17 protein-coding genes are annotated in these 13,865 nt (G+C 66.1%); 14 read left to right on the top strand and 3 right to left on the bottom strand.

Annotated elements, in window-relative coordinates; all coding sequences use genetic code 11:
- Positions 1-6: 6 nt before the first annotated feature.
- Both HZF03_RS03560 and HZF03_RS03555 read right to left on the bottom strand, forming a co-directional pair.
- The gene (locus HZF03_RS03560; protein ID WP_119017451.1) at positions 7-1,200 is read right to left on the bottom strand and encodes an alpha-D-ribose 1-methylphosphonate 5-triphosphate diphosphatase; all 1,194 of its coding nucleotides are present in this window, start codon (positions 1,198-1,200) and stop codon (positions 7-9) included.
- Positions 1,197-1,874, bottom strand: a complete 678-nt coding sequence (locus HZF03_RS03555) for a transferase hexapeptide repeat family protein (RefSeq protein ID WP_119017450.1) — start codon at positions 1,872-1,874, stop codon at positions 1,197-1,199. Before HZF03_RS03555 ends, HZF03_RS03560 begins: the two co-directional genes overlap by 4 nt.
- 179 nt (positions 1,875-2,053) lie before the next feature.
- Between HZF03_RS03555 and phnC the strand changes: the two genes are divergently transcribed.
- The 5 genes from phnC to HZF03_RS03530 all read left to right on the top strand — a co-directional run bounded on the left by phnC (position 2,054) and on the right by HZF03_RS03530 (position 5,999).
- The gene (gene phnC, locus HZF03_RS03550) at positions 2,054-2,866 is read left to right on the top strand and encodes a phosphonate ABC transporter ATP-binding protein (RefSeq protein ID WP_011156267.1); all 813 of its coding nucleotides are present in this window, start codon (positions 2,054-2,056) and stop codon (positions 2,864-2,866) included.
- 109 nt (positions 2,867-2,975) lie between these two features.
- On the top strand, positions 2,976-3,884 hold the full coding sequence (phnD, locus tag HZF03_RS03545; RefSeq protein WP_011156266.1) for a phosphonate ABC transporter substrate-binding protein: 909 nt from the start codon (positions 2,976-2,978) through the stop codon (positions 3,882-3,884).
- 68 nt (positions 3,885-3,952) lie between these two features.
- Positions 3,953-4,834, top strand: coding sequence for a phosphonate ABC transporter, permease protein PhnE (gene phnE, locus HZF03_RS03540; RefSeq protein ID WP_119017505.1), 882 nt, complete (start codon positions 3,953-3,955; stop codon positions 4,832-4,834).
- Positions 4,831-5,697 (top strand): phosphonate ABC transporter, permease protein PhnE, encoded by an 867-nt coding sequence (gene phnE / locus HZF03_RS03535; protein ID WP_119017449.1) that lies wholly within the window; start codon positions 4,831-4,833, stop codon positions 5,695-5,697. Before phnE (HZF03_RS03540) ends, phnE (HZF03_RS03535) begins: the two co-directional genes overlap by 4 nt.
- A gap of 146 nt (positions 5,698-5,843) precedes the next feature.
- Positions 5,844-5,999 (top strand): hypothetical protein, encoded by a 156-nt coding sequence (locus tag HZF03_RS03530; RefSeq protein ID WP_165858092.1) that lies wholly within the window; start codon positions 5,844-5,846, stop codon positions 5,997-5,999.
- Between the two features lie 21 nt (positions 6,000-6,020).
- Here the strand turns inward: HZF03_RS03530 and phnF are convergent, their stop codons facing one another.
- Positions 6,021-6,749: a phosphonate metabolism transcriptional regulator PhnF gene (gene phnF / locus HZF03_RS03525; RefSeq protein ID WP_011156263.1), complete on the bottom strand. Its 729-nt coding sequence runs from the start codon at positions 6,747-6,749 to the stop codon at positions 6,021-6,023.
- A 111-nt stretch (positions 6,750-6,860) separates the two neighbouring features.
- On the opposite strand from phnF, the gene phnG reads away from it, so the two are divergent.
- The 9 genes from phnG to HZF03_RS03480 are packed head-to-tail and all read left to right on the top strand — an operon-like array spanning position 6,861 to position 13,820.
- Entirely contained in the window at positions 6,861-7,334 is a 474-nt protein-coding gene (phnG, locus tag HZF03_RS03520) for a phosphonate C-P lyase system protein PhnG (protein ID WP_119017504.1), read from the top strand.
- A 2-nt stretch (positions 7,335-7,336) separates the two neighbouring features.
- Entirely contained in the window at positions 7,337-7,939 is a 603-nt protein-coding gene (gene phnH / locus HZF03_RS03515) for a phosphonate C-P lyase system protein PhnH (RefSeq protein WP_119017448.1), read from the top strand.
- A 3-nt stretch (positions 7,940-7,942) separates the two neighbouring features.
- A complete protein-coding gene (locus HZF03_RS03510) occupies positions 7,943-9,040 on the top strand; it encodes a carbon-phosphorus lyase complex subunit (protein WP_119017447.1) in 1,098 nt (365 codons plus the stop codon).
- On the top strand, positions 9,037-9,915 hold the full coding sequence (locus HZF03_RS03505) for an alpha-D-ribose 1-methylphosphonate 5-phosphate C-P-lyase PhnJ (protein WP_119017446.1): 879 nt from the start codon (positions 9,037-9,039) through the stop codon (positions 9,913-9,915). Before HZF03_RS03510 ends, HZF03_RS03505 begins: the two co-directional genes overlap by 4 nt.
- A complete protein-coding gene (phnK, locus tag HZF03_RS03500) occupies positions 9,908-10,726 on the top strand; it encodes a phosphonate C-P lyase system protein PhnK (protein WP_119017445.1) in 819 nt (272 codons plus the stop codon). Before HZF03_RS03505 ends, phnK begins: the two co-directional genes overlap by 8 nt.
- Positions 10,726-11,436, top strand: coding sequence for a phosphonate C-P lyase system protein PhnL (gene phnL, locus HZF03_RS03495; RefSeq protein WP_119017444.1), 711 nt, complete (start codon positions 10,726-10,728; stop codon positions 11,434-11,436). Before phnK ends, phnL begins: the two co-directional genes overlap by 1 nt.
- Positions 11,433-12,611 (top strand): alpha-D-ribose 1-methylphosphonate 5-triphosphate diphosphatase, encoded by a 1,179-nt coding sequence (locus HZF03_RS03490; protein WP_420853842.1) that lies wholly within the window; start codon positions 11,433-11,435, stop codon positions 12,609-12,611. The genes phnL and HZF03_RS03490 overlap by 4 nt, the downstream gene beginning before the upstream one ends.
- Positions 12,608-13,192, top strand: a complete 585-nt coding sequence (gene phnN / locus HZF03_RS03485; protein WP_119017443.1) for a phosphonate metabolism protein/1,5-bisphosphokinase (PRPP-forming) PhnN — start codon at positions 12,608-12,610, stop codon at positions 13,190-13,192. The genes HZF03_RS03490 and phnN overlap by 4 nt, the downstream gene beginning before the upstream one ends.
- A complete protein-coding gene (locus tag HZF03_RS03480; RefSeq protein ID WP_119017442.1) occupies positions 13,173-13,820 on the top strand; it encodes a pyridoxamine 5'-phosphate oxidase family protein in 648 nt (215 codons plus the stop codon). The genes phnN and HZF03_RS03480 overlap by 20 nt, the downstream gene beginning before the upstream one ends.
- Positions 13,821-13,865 lie beyond the last annotated feature (45 nt).

Genomic DNA, 13,865 nt, shown 5'->3' with positions numbered 1-13,865 from the left:
GTCAGATCAAGCGGCAACGCCAGCCGGGTGCGGCAGTTTGCGCGTGATCACGAACCGCTCCGGATCGTCGACATGCACCAGCCGGCCGCCGGCGATCACCGCGACGATCCGCGGCCGCAGCGCGACGCGATCGTCGACCAGCAGCACGTCGGCGCGCTGGCCGCTCGCGATCGTGCCGCGCTCAGACAGACCTGCGGCGCTGGCGGGGTTTTCCGAGATCAACTTCCAGGCCTGCTCCAGCGGCAGGATGCCGTCATGCACCAGCCGGAACGCGGCCAGCAGCGGCGCCGGGTAGTAGTAATCGGAGGCCAGCACCGAGCACAGTCCCTTGGCGATCATGTCGGCCGCCTTGGTCCAGCCGGTGTGGCTGCCACCGCGCACCACGTTCGGCGAGCCGAACACGATGAAGTCGCCGTGCAGCGCCGCATCGCGTGCGGTCTCCTCGGTGGTGGGGAATTCGGCGATGCCGACGCCGAGATCACGGTAGCCCTGCCGTATCGCCGGCGTGTCGTCATCGTGCGACAGCATCGGCATCGACACCTCTCGTGCGATGGCGGCGAGGCGCCGATTTGCCTGTGGCACTTCGTCGCCACGCGCCGCGATGCGTTCGACCAACCGATCGAATTCGTCGTCGGACAGACCGGTGCGCTCGACCATCCGGTTCCGCTTCTGCGGCTTGGCGAGGTTCGCCAGCGTCGAGTCCATGTGATCGTTGAAGGCGAACAGATCGACGCGGCGGTCGCCGATCCATTGCGCGATCTCGTCGACCGCATCGAGATTAAAGGTTTCGTGGCGCAGATGAATCCGCGTGTCGGCCAAGAGCAGCGGCTTGGTCAGATCGATCGCGTCCAGCATCCGGCGAGCGTTGTCGGCGCTGCGCAGGCCGGGCTCCCACGACCAGGTGACGGCATGAAAGACCGTGGTCAGGCCGTTGGCGATCGCCTGGCGGTCGCTGTCGATCAGCGCGACATCGATCGGAAAGTCGACGCCCGGCCGCGGCATCATCTGCCGCTCGAAGGCATCGCCGTGCAGATCGACGATCCCAGGCAGCACCAGCAGGCCGTGCGCATCGATGCGGATCGCCGCGTTGCTGGCGGCGGAGCCGACCGCGGCGATGGCGCCGCCGGCGATCTGCAGCGAGGCCTCGGCAATCTCGTCGCCAACCAGCGTCCGGCCACCTTCGATCGCGATCTCGCTCATCCCATCACCTGCTGTTCGGTCGCCGGCTCCCGGTCCGACGGCTGCACTTTGGCCGCACCTTCATATCGGTCGAGGAATTCGTCCACTGACAATTTCCGGAAGTCGGGTAGCGCTTTGCGCAACGCTTCGTGGTCCCAATTCCACCACGCCAGCGCCACCAAACGCTCCGCCTGTTCCTCGGAGAAACGCCGGCGGATCGGCCGCGCCGGATTGCCGGCCACGATCGTGTAAGCGGGCACGTCCCGGGTGACGATCGCGCCGGCCGCAACCACCGCGCCGGTGCCGATGTTGCGGCCCGGCAGCACGATGGCGCCGTGACCGATCCAGACGTCGTGGCCGATCTCGACATGATGGGCGCGGCGCCAGGCGAAGAACTCGGCGTCGTCGCTCTCGCCCTCGAAATAGGTGCTGGCGCGGTAGGTGAAGTGCGCCTGGGTGGCGCGCTGCATCGGGTGATTGCCGGGGTTGATCCTGGTCATCGCCGCGATCGAGCAGAACTTGCCGATGCTGGTGTAGGTGATCTGCGAGTCGTTGACGACGTAGGAGTAATCGCCCATCGCCACTTCGTTCAGGATAGTGCGGGCGCCGACTTCGCAATAGGCGCCCAGCGAGACGTCGTGCAGCTTGGCGGTCGGATCGACGGTCGGCGCGACCGTTAGCAGTTTCGCAGCCATGGGTTTCTCGTGCGCGATGATTGGGGTTGAGCCTGTCATCGGCGTCGCTCATGACGTCGTCGTGACGCATCGATGACGTAGCGAAGACCTTGATATGTCGGCGGAACTACATCGACTGTCACACGGTTGCAAAACAACGGCGTTAGCGATTCCTCCCGAACCTGTTTCGGGAGCAGCGCATGCTGGTAGTTGAGGGTCTGACCTGCCGTTTTGGCAGCAAAGCCGCCGTAGATGGCGCATCGTTTTCGGTGGAGCGCGGCAGCTTCGTCGGGGTGATCGGCCGATCCGGCGCAGGTAAGTCGACTCTACTGCGCATGCTGAACCGGCTGGCGGAGCCTTCCGAGGGCCGCATCCTGTTCGAAGGCATCGATGTGACCGCGCTGCAGGGCCGCGAGCTGCGGCAATGGCGCGCACGCTCGGCGATGATCTTCCAGCAATTCAACCTGATCGGCCGGCTCGACGTGCTGACCAACGTGCTGATGGGCCGGCTGTCCGAAGTGCCGTCGTGGCGCTCGCTGGTGCAGATGTGGCCCGAGCAGGATCGCGCCCTGGCGATCTCGGCGCTCGATCAGTTCGACATGGCGTCCTACGCGGCGCAGCGCGCCGACCAGCTCTCCGGCGGTCAGCAGCAGCGCGTCGCGATCGCCCGCGCCCTGGTGCAGCAGCCCGATATCGTGCTCGCCGACGAGCCGATCGCCTCGCTCGATCCGCGCAACACCAAGATCGTGATGGATGCGCTGCTGCGCATCAACAAGCACTTCGGCATCACCGTGCTGTGCAATCTGCACTCGCTCGATCTGGCCCGCAGCTATTGCGACCGGCTGATCGGCATGGCCTCCGGCCGCGTGGTGTTCGATGGCGCGCCGGCCGCGCTCACCGACCAGATCGCACGCGAACTCTACGACCTCGAAGCCGACGAAGTACTCGGCACCGCATCGCACGTGCCGCACGGCCTTCCCGCCCCCGCATTGGCCGGCGTCGCCGTGGCCTGATCCCGGCGGCGATCGTTCGCCGTCTCCCCTATCCGGCACCGCGTGCGGCGCGACCGCGTGCGGTTGCCGTGTTTCGACCGTTCATCGACTTGAAGAGACAGGAAACGTCATGATCAAGCTCCGTACTCTCGTCGCCGCCGCTGCCGCGCTGGCGTTCACGGCGCACGCCGCGCCGGCGCAGGACTGGAAGGCGAAATATCCCGAACTGGTGTTCGGCAAGATCCCGGACGAGAACGCCTCGGGCACCACCACCCGCTGGACCCCGCTGACCGACTACCTCACCAAGCAGCTCGGCGTGCCGGTGAAACTCCGCATCGCCAACGACTACGCCGCGGTGATCGAAGGCCAGCGCGCCGGCAACATCCACATCGGCATGTACGGCCCGGCGTCCTACGCCCGCGCCTATCTGGTCGGCGCCAAGGTCGAGCCGTTCGCCATCGAGGTCAACGGTGACGGCTCCAAGGGCTATCACTCGGTGCTGTATGTGAAGAAGGACTCGCCCTACCAGAAGATCGAAGACCTCAAGGGCAAGAACCTCTGCCTGGTCGACCCGAATTCGACCTCGGGCAACAACGTGCCGCGCTTCATGATGAACAAGATGTCGATCGATCCCGACAAGTTCTTCGCCAAGGTGATCTACGCCGGCAGCCACGAGAATGCGGTGATCGGCGTCGCTCAGGGCACTTGCGATGCGGCGTTCAATTGGTGGAACACCGAGGACGAATCCAACCTGCTGCGGATGGACCGCAAGGGCATGGTCAAGGCCGCGGACTTCCGCATCATCCTGAAGTCGGACCTGATCGTGAACTCGCCGATGGCCTATCTGTCTGACATGCCGGAAGACCTCAAGGCGGCGATCCGCAAGGCGGTGCTCGATCTCGCCACCAACGATCCGGAGACCTTCAACAAGATCTATGAAGGCAAGGCCAAGCCCTATGCGGCGACCAGCCACAAGGACTATGAGCCGGTGGTCGAACTGATCAAGTTCGTCGACAGCCTGCGCAAGTCGAAGTCCTGATCCATCCTCGCACTTCATCGAACGTGGGCGGCCGACCGGTCGCCCACGTCGTCATGTCGGACACCCGAATGCAGGCAGCCGTCACAGAACTTCCCGAACCTCAGCTCCGCGCCCTCGCCGATCACTACGATGCGGCGGTAGCGGCGAAGCGGCGGCGGCTGGCGCTGGGCGGCGTGATCCTGATTGCTGCGATCGCCGCAGCGGCCTGGATGGGTGAAGTCGATCCGAAGAAGTTCGCCGAAAATTTCTGGCGGTTCCCATCGTATTTCATCTCCATCACTCCGAAGCTGTCGCTTGCCACGCTGTGGGCGGACCTCGCCGACTGGTTCTGGGGCATCAAGCGCTGGACCGGACTGCTGCTCGACACCATCCTGATCGCCTATGTGGGCACGCTGCTCGGCGCGCTCGCCGGCTTCGCGCTGTGCTTTCTCGCCTCGGCCAATCTGGTGCGTTCGCGCACGTTGGTGTTTGTCACACGCCGCTTCCTCGAATTCTGCCGCACCGTGCCGGACATCGTGTTCGCGCTGCTGTTCGTGCTGGCGTTCGGGCTCGGACCGCTGCCGGGCGTGCTGGCAATCGCGATTCATACCGCTGGCGCGCTCGGCAAGCTGTTCGCCGAAGTCGTCGAAAACATCGACGACAAGCCGCTGGAAGGCGTGGCGTCGTCCGGCGGCGACTGGTTCGAGATGGTACGTTTTGCGGTCGTGCCGCAGGTGCTGTCGAATTTCGTCAGCTACGCACTGCTGCGGTTCGAGATCAACGTCCGCGGCGCGGCCGTGATGGGCTTCGTCGGCGCCGGCGGCATCGGCCAGGACCTGATCGAGGCGGTGCGCAAATTCTATTACAGCGACGTCAGCGCGATACTGTTGCTGATCATCGTGACCGTGATGATGATCGACTATTTCACCGAAGGCGTGCGCCGCCGCCTGATCGGTCAGGAGCGACGATGAGCACCGCCCGCCGCACCCTGAGCTTCGGCGACGAATCCGGCATCGCCGCTCGCTTTCCCGAACAATTCCGTCCCAACTGGATCAACCGCGCCAAGCTGATCGGCGGCCTGACATTGGCTGCAGCCATCTTCGTGTTCGGCCTGATCCGGCTCGAGATCCCGTTCGACAGGCTGTTTGGCGGCATTGGCCGCCTGATCGAGTTTCTCGGCCTGATGCTGCCGCCCGATCCGGGATCGTGGCAGCTCGCCCAAGTTTATCTGCACGCCATGGGCGAAACGCTGGCGATCGCCTTTCTCGGCACGCTCGGCGGCGCGCTGCTGGCATTTCCCGTGTCGTTCCTGGCGGCCCGCAATGTGCTGCGCATCCGTCCGCTGCAACTCTTGACGCGGCGCCTGCTCGACGCGGTGCGCGGTATCGACACCCTGATCTGGGCGCTGATCTGGGTCGGCGTCGTCGGCCTCGGTCCGTTCGCCGGCATTCTCGCTGTGATGTGCTCGGACTTCGGCAATTTCGGTAAGCTGTTCTCGGAGGCCTTCGAGGCCGCCGACGAAAAGCCGAGCGAAGGCGTCAAGGCGACCGGCGGCTCGCACGTCCACGGCGTCCGCTTCGGCATGTTGCCACAAGTGGTCCCGATCCTCGCCAGCCAGGTCCTGTACTTCTTCGAGTCCAACACCCGCTCCGCCACCATCATCGGCATCGTCGGCGCCGGAGGCATCGGCCTGCAGCTCGCCGAGCAGATCCGGGTGCTGGAATGGCAGAAGGTGTCATTCCTGATCCTGATGATCCTGGTCACCGTGGCGGCGATCGACTGGATCTCCAGCAAACTGCGCTTCGCGATCATCGGGCGGAAGGCGGTGGGGTAACCGCTGGGGCGCGTGCGGATCGATCGCCCGCCCGTTTCTTATGTCGCCCTTATCAGAACGCGGTCGCCGCCCTCTCGATCCTTTATGCCGATCGGCCGATCTTTACCAAGCGTTCGGCGAATCCCGAACGATACGGAGGATCGAGCATGTACAGCCAGGGTGCGATTTATAGCGGGCGGAATCGCAGGGCCATCGTTCGGGCGCAGAAGGCGTGGCGGTCGAGCTTGCTGCTCGGCGCGCTGATGGTCGTCAGCATCACCATCAATGCCGCCATCGTGCTCGCCACCGGCAATGGCGGATAGTCGTCGTGGCCTCGACGCCAGCTAATCCGGCTCGATCACGAACTCCACCCGCTCCGCGGCGAAGCGGGCGCGGGAGGTAAGCAGCGGTGTGCCGTCGGCAGCGACGTCGATGCTCTCGACCACCAGCACCGGCCGCCCGGCCGCCAGATCGAGTCGCGCGGCATCTGCGGCATCGACCACCGAAGCCGTGATCCGGGTCGACAGCCGGCGATAGTCACTGATGCCGTAATGCGCCAGCACCTTGGTCATCGAGCGTTTCGCCGCGAAAACCTTGGGCGCATCGGGAAATCGCACCGCCGACAGCCAGGTCGTGCCGCGGCTGATCGGCACGCCGTCCGCCGACCGCAGCGCCTCGATGCGGAAAAGGGGCGCGCCGATGTCGAGATCGAGCTGGCCGGCCAGCGCACCGGTCGCGGCCTCGCGCTCCGCGGCGATCAACTGCCCGCGCGGTTCGCGCCCGCCCGCATTGATGATTTCGGAAAACCGCGTCCGGGTGCGCAGCGGATAGGCGATCCGCCGGCTGCGCACGAAGGTGCCGCTGCCGCGCTCGGCGCGCACCAGCCCGCGCTCCGCCAGCGCTGCGAGCGCGCGGCGGACGGTGTGGCGGTTCACCCCGTAATTCTCGGCGATCTCGGTCTCCCCCGGCAACTTGCCGCCGGGCAGGTAGCGACCGTCGGCGATCGCCAGCTCGATGCCGTCGGCGACCTGACGCCACAATGCGACGCCTGAAGAGAGTGCCTCGGCGGTCATGACAGGAACGCTTTCGTGATCATCGCCACGGAATTCGTCGTCATCGAGTTTTCACATTGTGCCTCTATCAAGTTGTCTATTAACATAGACAACTTGAACTGGGCAATGGCGATGCACGCCGAAACCACAAACCTCCCCGAACAAACCGCGATCGCACGCCGCCGCGCCGCAATGGCGGTGCTGGCCGCGTCGGATACCGCTGCGATCGACGCCCGCGTCGAGGCCCTGGCGCCGCCGGCGTTCACACTGCTGCGCGAGCCGGAACAAGGACTGGTGATGCTGCGCGGCCGGATCGGCGGCGATGGCTCCGCCTTCAATGTCGGCGAGGCGACGGTGTCGCGCGCTGCGGTGCGGCTCGCCAGCGGTGAGGTCGGGTTCGGCTACACCTTGGGGCGAGACCGCACCAAGGCGAAGCTGATCGCGCTGTGCGACGCGCTGCTGCAATCGGCGGACTATTCGGCTGCGGTCGAGGCCGAGGTGATCGCGCCGCTGCGCACCGAAGTTGAAGCCGCACGTGCCGAAAAGGCCGCCCAGACGGCGGCCACCAAGGTCGATTTCTACACGCTGGTGCGCGGAGAGGGCTGACCATGACCACCACCGAACTTGCCGCCGGCTTTGCCGACAAGGTACTGGGGGCGCAATCGACCTTCCGCGCCGTGATGGAAGCGATGGCGCGGCCCGGCCGGATCCAACGCATCAGCGTCGAAGCCGGCACACCGGCGCCGCTCATGCACGCCAGCGCCGCACTGGCCTTGACGCTGTTCGACCACGACACCCCGATCTGGCTCGACGACGCGATCGCGGCGGACGGCACGGTCGCGCGCTGGCTGAAATTTCACACCGGTGCGCCGCTGACCGACGATCCCTCCACCGCGGCATTTGCGCTGATCGGTGACGGCTCAGCGTTGCTGCCGCTCGAGCGTTTCGCGCTCGGCACGCCCGAATATCCGGACCGTTCGACGACACTCATTATTCAAGTGCAGGCGCTCGGCTCCGGCGACGGCTTCCGGTTGCGCGGTCCCGGCATCGACGGCGAGACGCTGCTGCAGGCATCGCTACAGCCAGCCGACCTGTTCGATCGCCTGAGTATCAATGCGGCGCTGTTTCCGCGCGGCGTCGACGTGGTGCTGGTGAACGGCGATCAGGTGGTGGCGATCCCGCGCACCACACGCCTCAGCCAAGGGAGCTGACCGATGTATGTCGCAGTCAAAGGCGGCGAACGCGCCATCGACAATGCCCACCGGTTGCTCGCCGATGCCCGCCGCGGGAAACGCGACGTGCCGGAGCTGACGCTCGACCAGATCTCCGAACAGCTCGCACTCGGCGTCGATCGGGTGATAAGCGAAGGCTCGCTGTACGACCGCGAGCTCGCGGCGCTGGCGATCAAGCAGGCGCGCGGTGATCTGATCGAAGCGATCTTCCTGGTGCGGGCGTTCCGCGCCACGCTGCCGCGGTTCGGCTCCTCCGAGCCGGTCGACACCGGCGCAATGGCGGTACGGCGGCGCATTTCCTCAACCTTCAAGGACATTCCGGGCGGCCAGATCCTCGGCCCGACCTTCGACTACACCCATCGGCTGCTCGATCCGCAGCTCGCCGAAGGCAGCGATCCCGCTGAGCCGGCGACAGCGGAAGCCAGTGAGGCGCTGACACCGCGGGTGACCGACATCCTGCGCCAGGACGGGCTGATCGAAGAATCGCCGGTTGCGGACGACGACAGCGCTGTCGGCGACCTCACCCGCGAGCCGCTGAACTTTCCGGCCGGGCGCGACCTTCGGCTGCAGAACCTCGCCCGCGCCGACGAGGGCTTTCTTCTGGCGCTCGGCTATTCCACTCAGCGCGGCTACGGCCGCAATCATCCGTTCGCCGGCGAGATCCGGTTCGGCGAAGTCGAGGTGTTCTTCGAGGCCGAAGACGCCGGCTTCGCGGTGCCGCTCGGCAGCGTGGCGCTGACCGAGTGCCAGATGGTCAATCAGTTCAAAGGCTCGGCAACCGAGGCGCCGCGTTTCACCCGCGGCTACGGCCTCGCCTTCGGCCAGAGCGAGCGCAAGGCGATGTCGATGGCACTGGTCGATCGTGCGCTGCGCGCGCAAGAACTCGGCGAGGACGTCAAAGCCCCGGCGCAGGACGAGGAGTTCGTGCTGTCGCATTCCGACAACGTCCAGGCCACCGGTTTCGTCGAGCATCTGAAGCTGCCGCACTACGTCGATTTCCAGTCCGAGCTCGGCCTGCTGCGCAAGCTCCGCGCCGAATTCAACCAGGGCCAACCCGAGCTGCGCGAGGCTGCGGAATGACCGAGGCGACCTACAATTTCGCTTATCTCGACGAGCAGACCAAGCGGATGATCCGCCGCGCGATCCTGAAAGGAATCGCGATCCCCGGCTATCAGGTGCCGTTCGCCAGCCGCGAGATGCCGATGCCTTATGGCTGGGGCACCGGCGGCGTGCAGGTGACTGCGTCGATCCTCGGTCCCGACGATACGCTGAAGGTGATCGACCAGGGCAGCGACGACACCACCAACGCGATCTCGATCCGCAAGTTCTTCGCCAAGACTGCCGGCGTCGCAACGACGACGGCAACGCCGGACGCGAGCGTGATCCAGACCCGGCACCGGATTCCCGAAACGCCGCTGCACGAAGGCCAGGTACTAGTGTATCAGGTGCCGATCCCCGAACCGCTGCGCTATCTCGAACCGCGCGAGACCGAGACGCGGCGCATGCATGCACTCGCTGAATACGGCCTGATGCACGTCAAGCTGTACGAGGACATCGCCAAGTTCGGCCACATCGCCACCGCCTATGCCTATCCGGTGAAGGTCGCGGGCCGCTACGTGATGGACCCCTCCCCCACGCCGAAGTTCGACAACCCGAAGATGGACAACTGCCCGGCGCTGCAGCTGTTCGGCGCCGGCCGCGAGAAACGGATCTACGCGATCCCGCCCTACACGCAGGTGGTGTCGCTGGATTTCGAGGACCATCCGTTCACGCGCTATCGCCAGGCCGGCTGCTGTGCGCTGTGCGGCGCTGACGATTCCTATCTCGACGAGATTGTCACCGATAACGCCGGCACCCGGATGTTCGTGTGCTCGGACACAGATTATTGCGAAGGCCGCCGCGCCCAGGGTCACACCGGCAGCGAAACGGCCCCGATGGAGAGCGCCCATGCTTGATCGCGTCTCATCCGCCGCACCAGGCGCCTTCACCGCGGCCGACCAACCGCTGCTGATCGCCGACGGCCTGTCGAAACGCTACGGCCGGATCGACGCCTGTCGCGGCGTGTCGTTCGAACTCTTCCCTGGCGAAGTGCTGGCGATCGTCGGCGAGTCCGGTTCCGGCAAATCGACCCTGCTGCAGATGCTGTCGGGACAGATGACGCCGAGCGCCGGGCGCGTGTCCTATCGGATGCGCGACGGCGTCCTGCGCGATCTTGCCGAACTCGGTGAAGCCGAGCGCCGGCTGCTGCTGCGCACCGATTGGGGCTTCGTGCATCAGGATCCCGCGCAGGGCCTCCGCATGGCGGTCTCGGCCGGCGCCAATGTCGGTGAACGGTTGATGGCGATCGGTTGGAATCACTACGGCAAGATTCGGAGCGTCGCCAGCGACTGGCTGGAGCGGGTCGAGATCGACACCGGCCGCATCGACGACGCGCCGCGCACCTATTCGGGCGGCATGCGGCAGCGGCTGCAGATCGCCCGCAACCTCGTTACCGATCCGCGCCTCGTCTTCATGGACGAGCCGACCGGGGGGCTCGACGTCTCGGTACAGGCGCGGCTGCTCGATCTGGTCCGCAGCCTGGTGGCCGAACTCGGGCTGGCCGCGATCGTCGTCACCCACGATCTCACGGTGGCGCGGCTGCTGTCGCATCGGATCCTGGTGATGAAATCAGGCCGCGTCATCGAGACCGGGCTGACCGACCAGGTGCTCGACGATCCGCGCGAACCCTATACGCAACTGCTCGTCTCCTCGATCCTTCCGGCGTGATGACCATGACCCAAGCTCCCGCTCTCGTCGTCGATAACGCCCAGAAGAGTTTCGTCATGCATCTGCAGGGCGGCGTGACGCTGCCGGTGGTGCGCGGCGTCAGCTTCCAGGTGCAGCCCGGCGAATGCGTCGTGCTGTCCGGCCCCTCCGGCGCGGGCAAATCGTCGATCCTGAAAATGATCTTCGGCAATTATCGCTGCGACTCCGGCGCGATCCGTATCGCCCATGAGGGCGATACGCTCGACATCGCTACCGCGCAGCCGCGGCAGATCCTCGCCGCACGGCGCGGCAGCATCGGCTATGTCAGCCAGTTTCTGCGCGCCGTCCCCCGCGTCGCGGCGCTCGACGTCGTCGCCGAGCCGCTGATCGTGCAGGGCACCACCCGCGAGGCGGCGCGTGAACAGGCCGCTGTGCTGCTGCGCCGGCTCAACATTCCAGAGAGGCTGTGGACGCTGCCGCCGGCGACGTTCTCGGGCGGCGAGCAGCAGCGCGTCAATATCGCTCGCGGCTTCATCTCGCATACGCCGATCCTGCTGCTCGACGAGCCGACCGCATCGCTCGACGCCAAGAATCGCGCCGTGGTGGTCGAGCTGATCGGGCAGACCAAGGCGCAGGGCGCCGCGATCATCGCCATCGTGCACGACGACGAGATCCGTGAGATCATCGCGGACCGCATCGTCGACGTGACCTCGTTTGCCGCCGCCGCATGACCAATGGAATCAACGAGACCATGAACAATTCGCAGGAGATGGTGCTGGGCAATGCCCGGCTGGTGCTGGCCGACCGAGTGATCGAGCACGGCTGGGTCGCGATCGCTGACGGTGTGATCGCGGAAGTCGGCGAAGGCGACGCGCCGAACGGCGCCAAGGACATGCACGGCGATCTGGTGATGCCGGGGCTGGTCGAACTGCACACCGATCATCTCGAAGCGCACTACACGCCGCGGCCGAAGGTGCAGTGGAATCCAGTCGCAGCCGTGGTGTCCTACGACGGCCAGCTCGCCACCTGCGGCATCACCACGGTGCTCGACTCGTTGCGGGTGTGGCGCGAGGAAGGCGCCGAGGAGGTCGACGGCCAGGCGATCGTGCTGGCCGGCGCAATCTCGACGGCGCGCGACGCGCAGCTGCTGCGCGCTGATCACTTCCTGCATCTGCGCTGCGAAATCCCGATGCCGAACGTGGTCGCCGAGGCCAAGGAGCTGATCGACCGCCCCGACATCCGGCTGATGTCGCTGATGGATCATACGCCGGGCCAGCGCCAGTTCCGCGACGAGGAGAAGCTGCGCGACTACTACCGTGGCAAGGGCGCCGGCATGACCGATGCCGAGCTCGACGTGATGTTCGCACGCCGGGTGTACTGCAAGGAGAATTATGCCGACGCCAACATGCGGGCGATCGTCGAGCTGGCGCATCGCTACGAGATTCCGCTGGCAAGCCACGACGACACCACGCCGGAGAACGTCGCCGACGCGATCCGCGACCGGGTCGCGGTCGCCGAATTCCCGACCACGCTCGAAGCAGCACGTGAACTGCACCAGGCCGGCATCGACATCCTGATGGGCGCGCCCAACGTGGTGCGCGGCGGCTCGCACTCAGGCAATATCGCGGCGATCGATCTGGCGCATGAGGGACTGCTCGACATTCTGTCGTCGGACTACATTCCGTCGAGCCTGTTGATCGCCGCGCTGCAATTGCCGATGCGCGCGCCGGCGATCGATCTTGCCGCCGCGATCCGCACCGTCACCAAGGCACCGGCCGAGGCGGTCGGCCTCAACGATCGCGGCGAAATCTCCAAGGGCAACCGTGCCGACCTGATCCGTGTCCACGTCGCGCATGACGTGCCGGCGGTGCGCAGCGTCTGGCGCGAAGGACAGCGCGTGGCATGACCGATATCGCGGTGGCGGAGCAGGCAACGAAACTGATCGGCCCGGGTCGGCTGGTGCTGGTGGTCGGCCCATCCGGCGCCGGCAAGGACACGCTGATCAATGCCGCCCGCTCACTCTGTGCCGGCGACACGGCGATCGTGTTTGCGCGTCGCATCGTCACCCGCGAAGCCTCCGCGGCCGAAGACAATCTACAGGTCACGCCGGACGACTTCAGCCGCCTCGAAGCGGCCGGCGACTTCGCACTGCATTGGCGCGCCCACGGCCACGCCTACGGTCTGCCGCGCGGTCTCGACGACGATATCCGCGCCGGACGGACCGTGGTGGCCAACGTCTCTCGGATGGTGATCGACCCAGCACGCAGCGCTTACGCCAATGTCGTCGTCGTGCTGATCACGGCGCCGGCCGAGGTGCTGGCCTCCCGGATCGCGGCGCGCGCGCGCGCCAGCGACGGCAGCATCACCGACCGCGTCGGGCGCAGCGTTGCGGCGCATCCCGACGTCACCATCAGCAATGTCGGCGATCCGATCGCCCACGCCCGTGACTTGTTGGAGATCATCCGCCATGGACGCCCGCAGCCCTGACGATCGCCGCACCGCCTTCCCCGCGCTCGACACGGTCGAGTCGCTGGAGGCGATCTACGGCGTACCCAACGACGCCTCCACCGAAAAAGTGGCACACTGGATCACGCCGCCCTATCGCACCCTGATCGAGAAATCGCCGTTTGCCGCGCTCGCCACGGTGGGGCCGGAGGGGCTCGACTGTTCGCCGCGCGGCGACGTGCCGGGCTTTATTCGTGTGCATGACGACACCACGCTGCTGATCCCGGATCGCCGCGGCAACAACCGGATCGATTCCTTGCGCAACGTGGTACGCGATCCGCGCATCGCGCTGATGCTGCTGATCCCCGGCTCGATCAACGCGCTGCGCATCAACGGCCGCGGCTACGTCACCGCCGACGAGGCCTTACGGATGTCGTTCGACGTCGAAGGCAAGGCGCCACGCACCGTGATCGTGATGACGGTCGAGGAGATCTACTTTCAGTGCGGCCGCGCGCTGATCCGCTCCGGCCTGTGGGACCCAAGCAAACAAGTCGCGCAGGACACGCTGCCGACGCCCGGCGAAATCCTCGCTTCGATGACCGAAGGCCGCGTCGGCGGCGAAGATTACGACCGCGCCTGGCCGGAACGCGCCAAGGCGTCGATGTGGTAGCGGGCGCCCCTTTGCTCCGTCATTGAACCGGCGTCATCTCGCTGT

Origin of the sequence: Rhodopseudomonas palustris (genome assembly GCF_013415845.1) — a bacterium.
GTDB lineage: Bacteria > Pseudomonadota > Alphaproteobacteria > Rhizobiales > Xanthobacteraceae > Rhodopseudomonas > Rhodopseudomonas palustris_F.
This window is presented reverse-complemented; position numbering and strand designations above follow the sequence as displayed.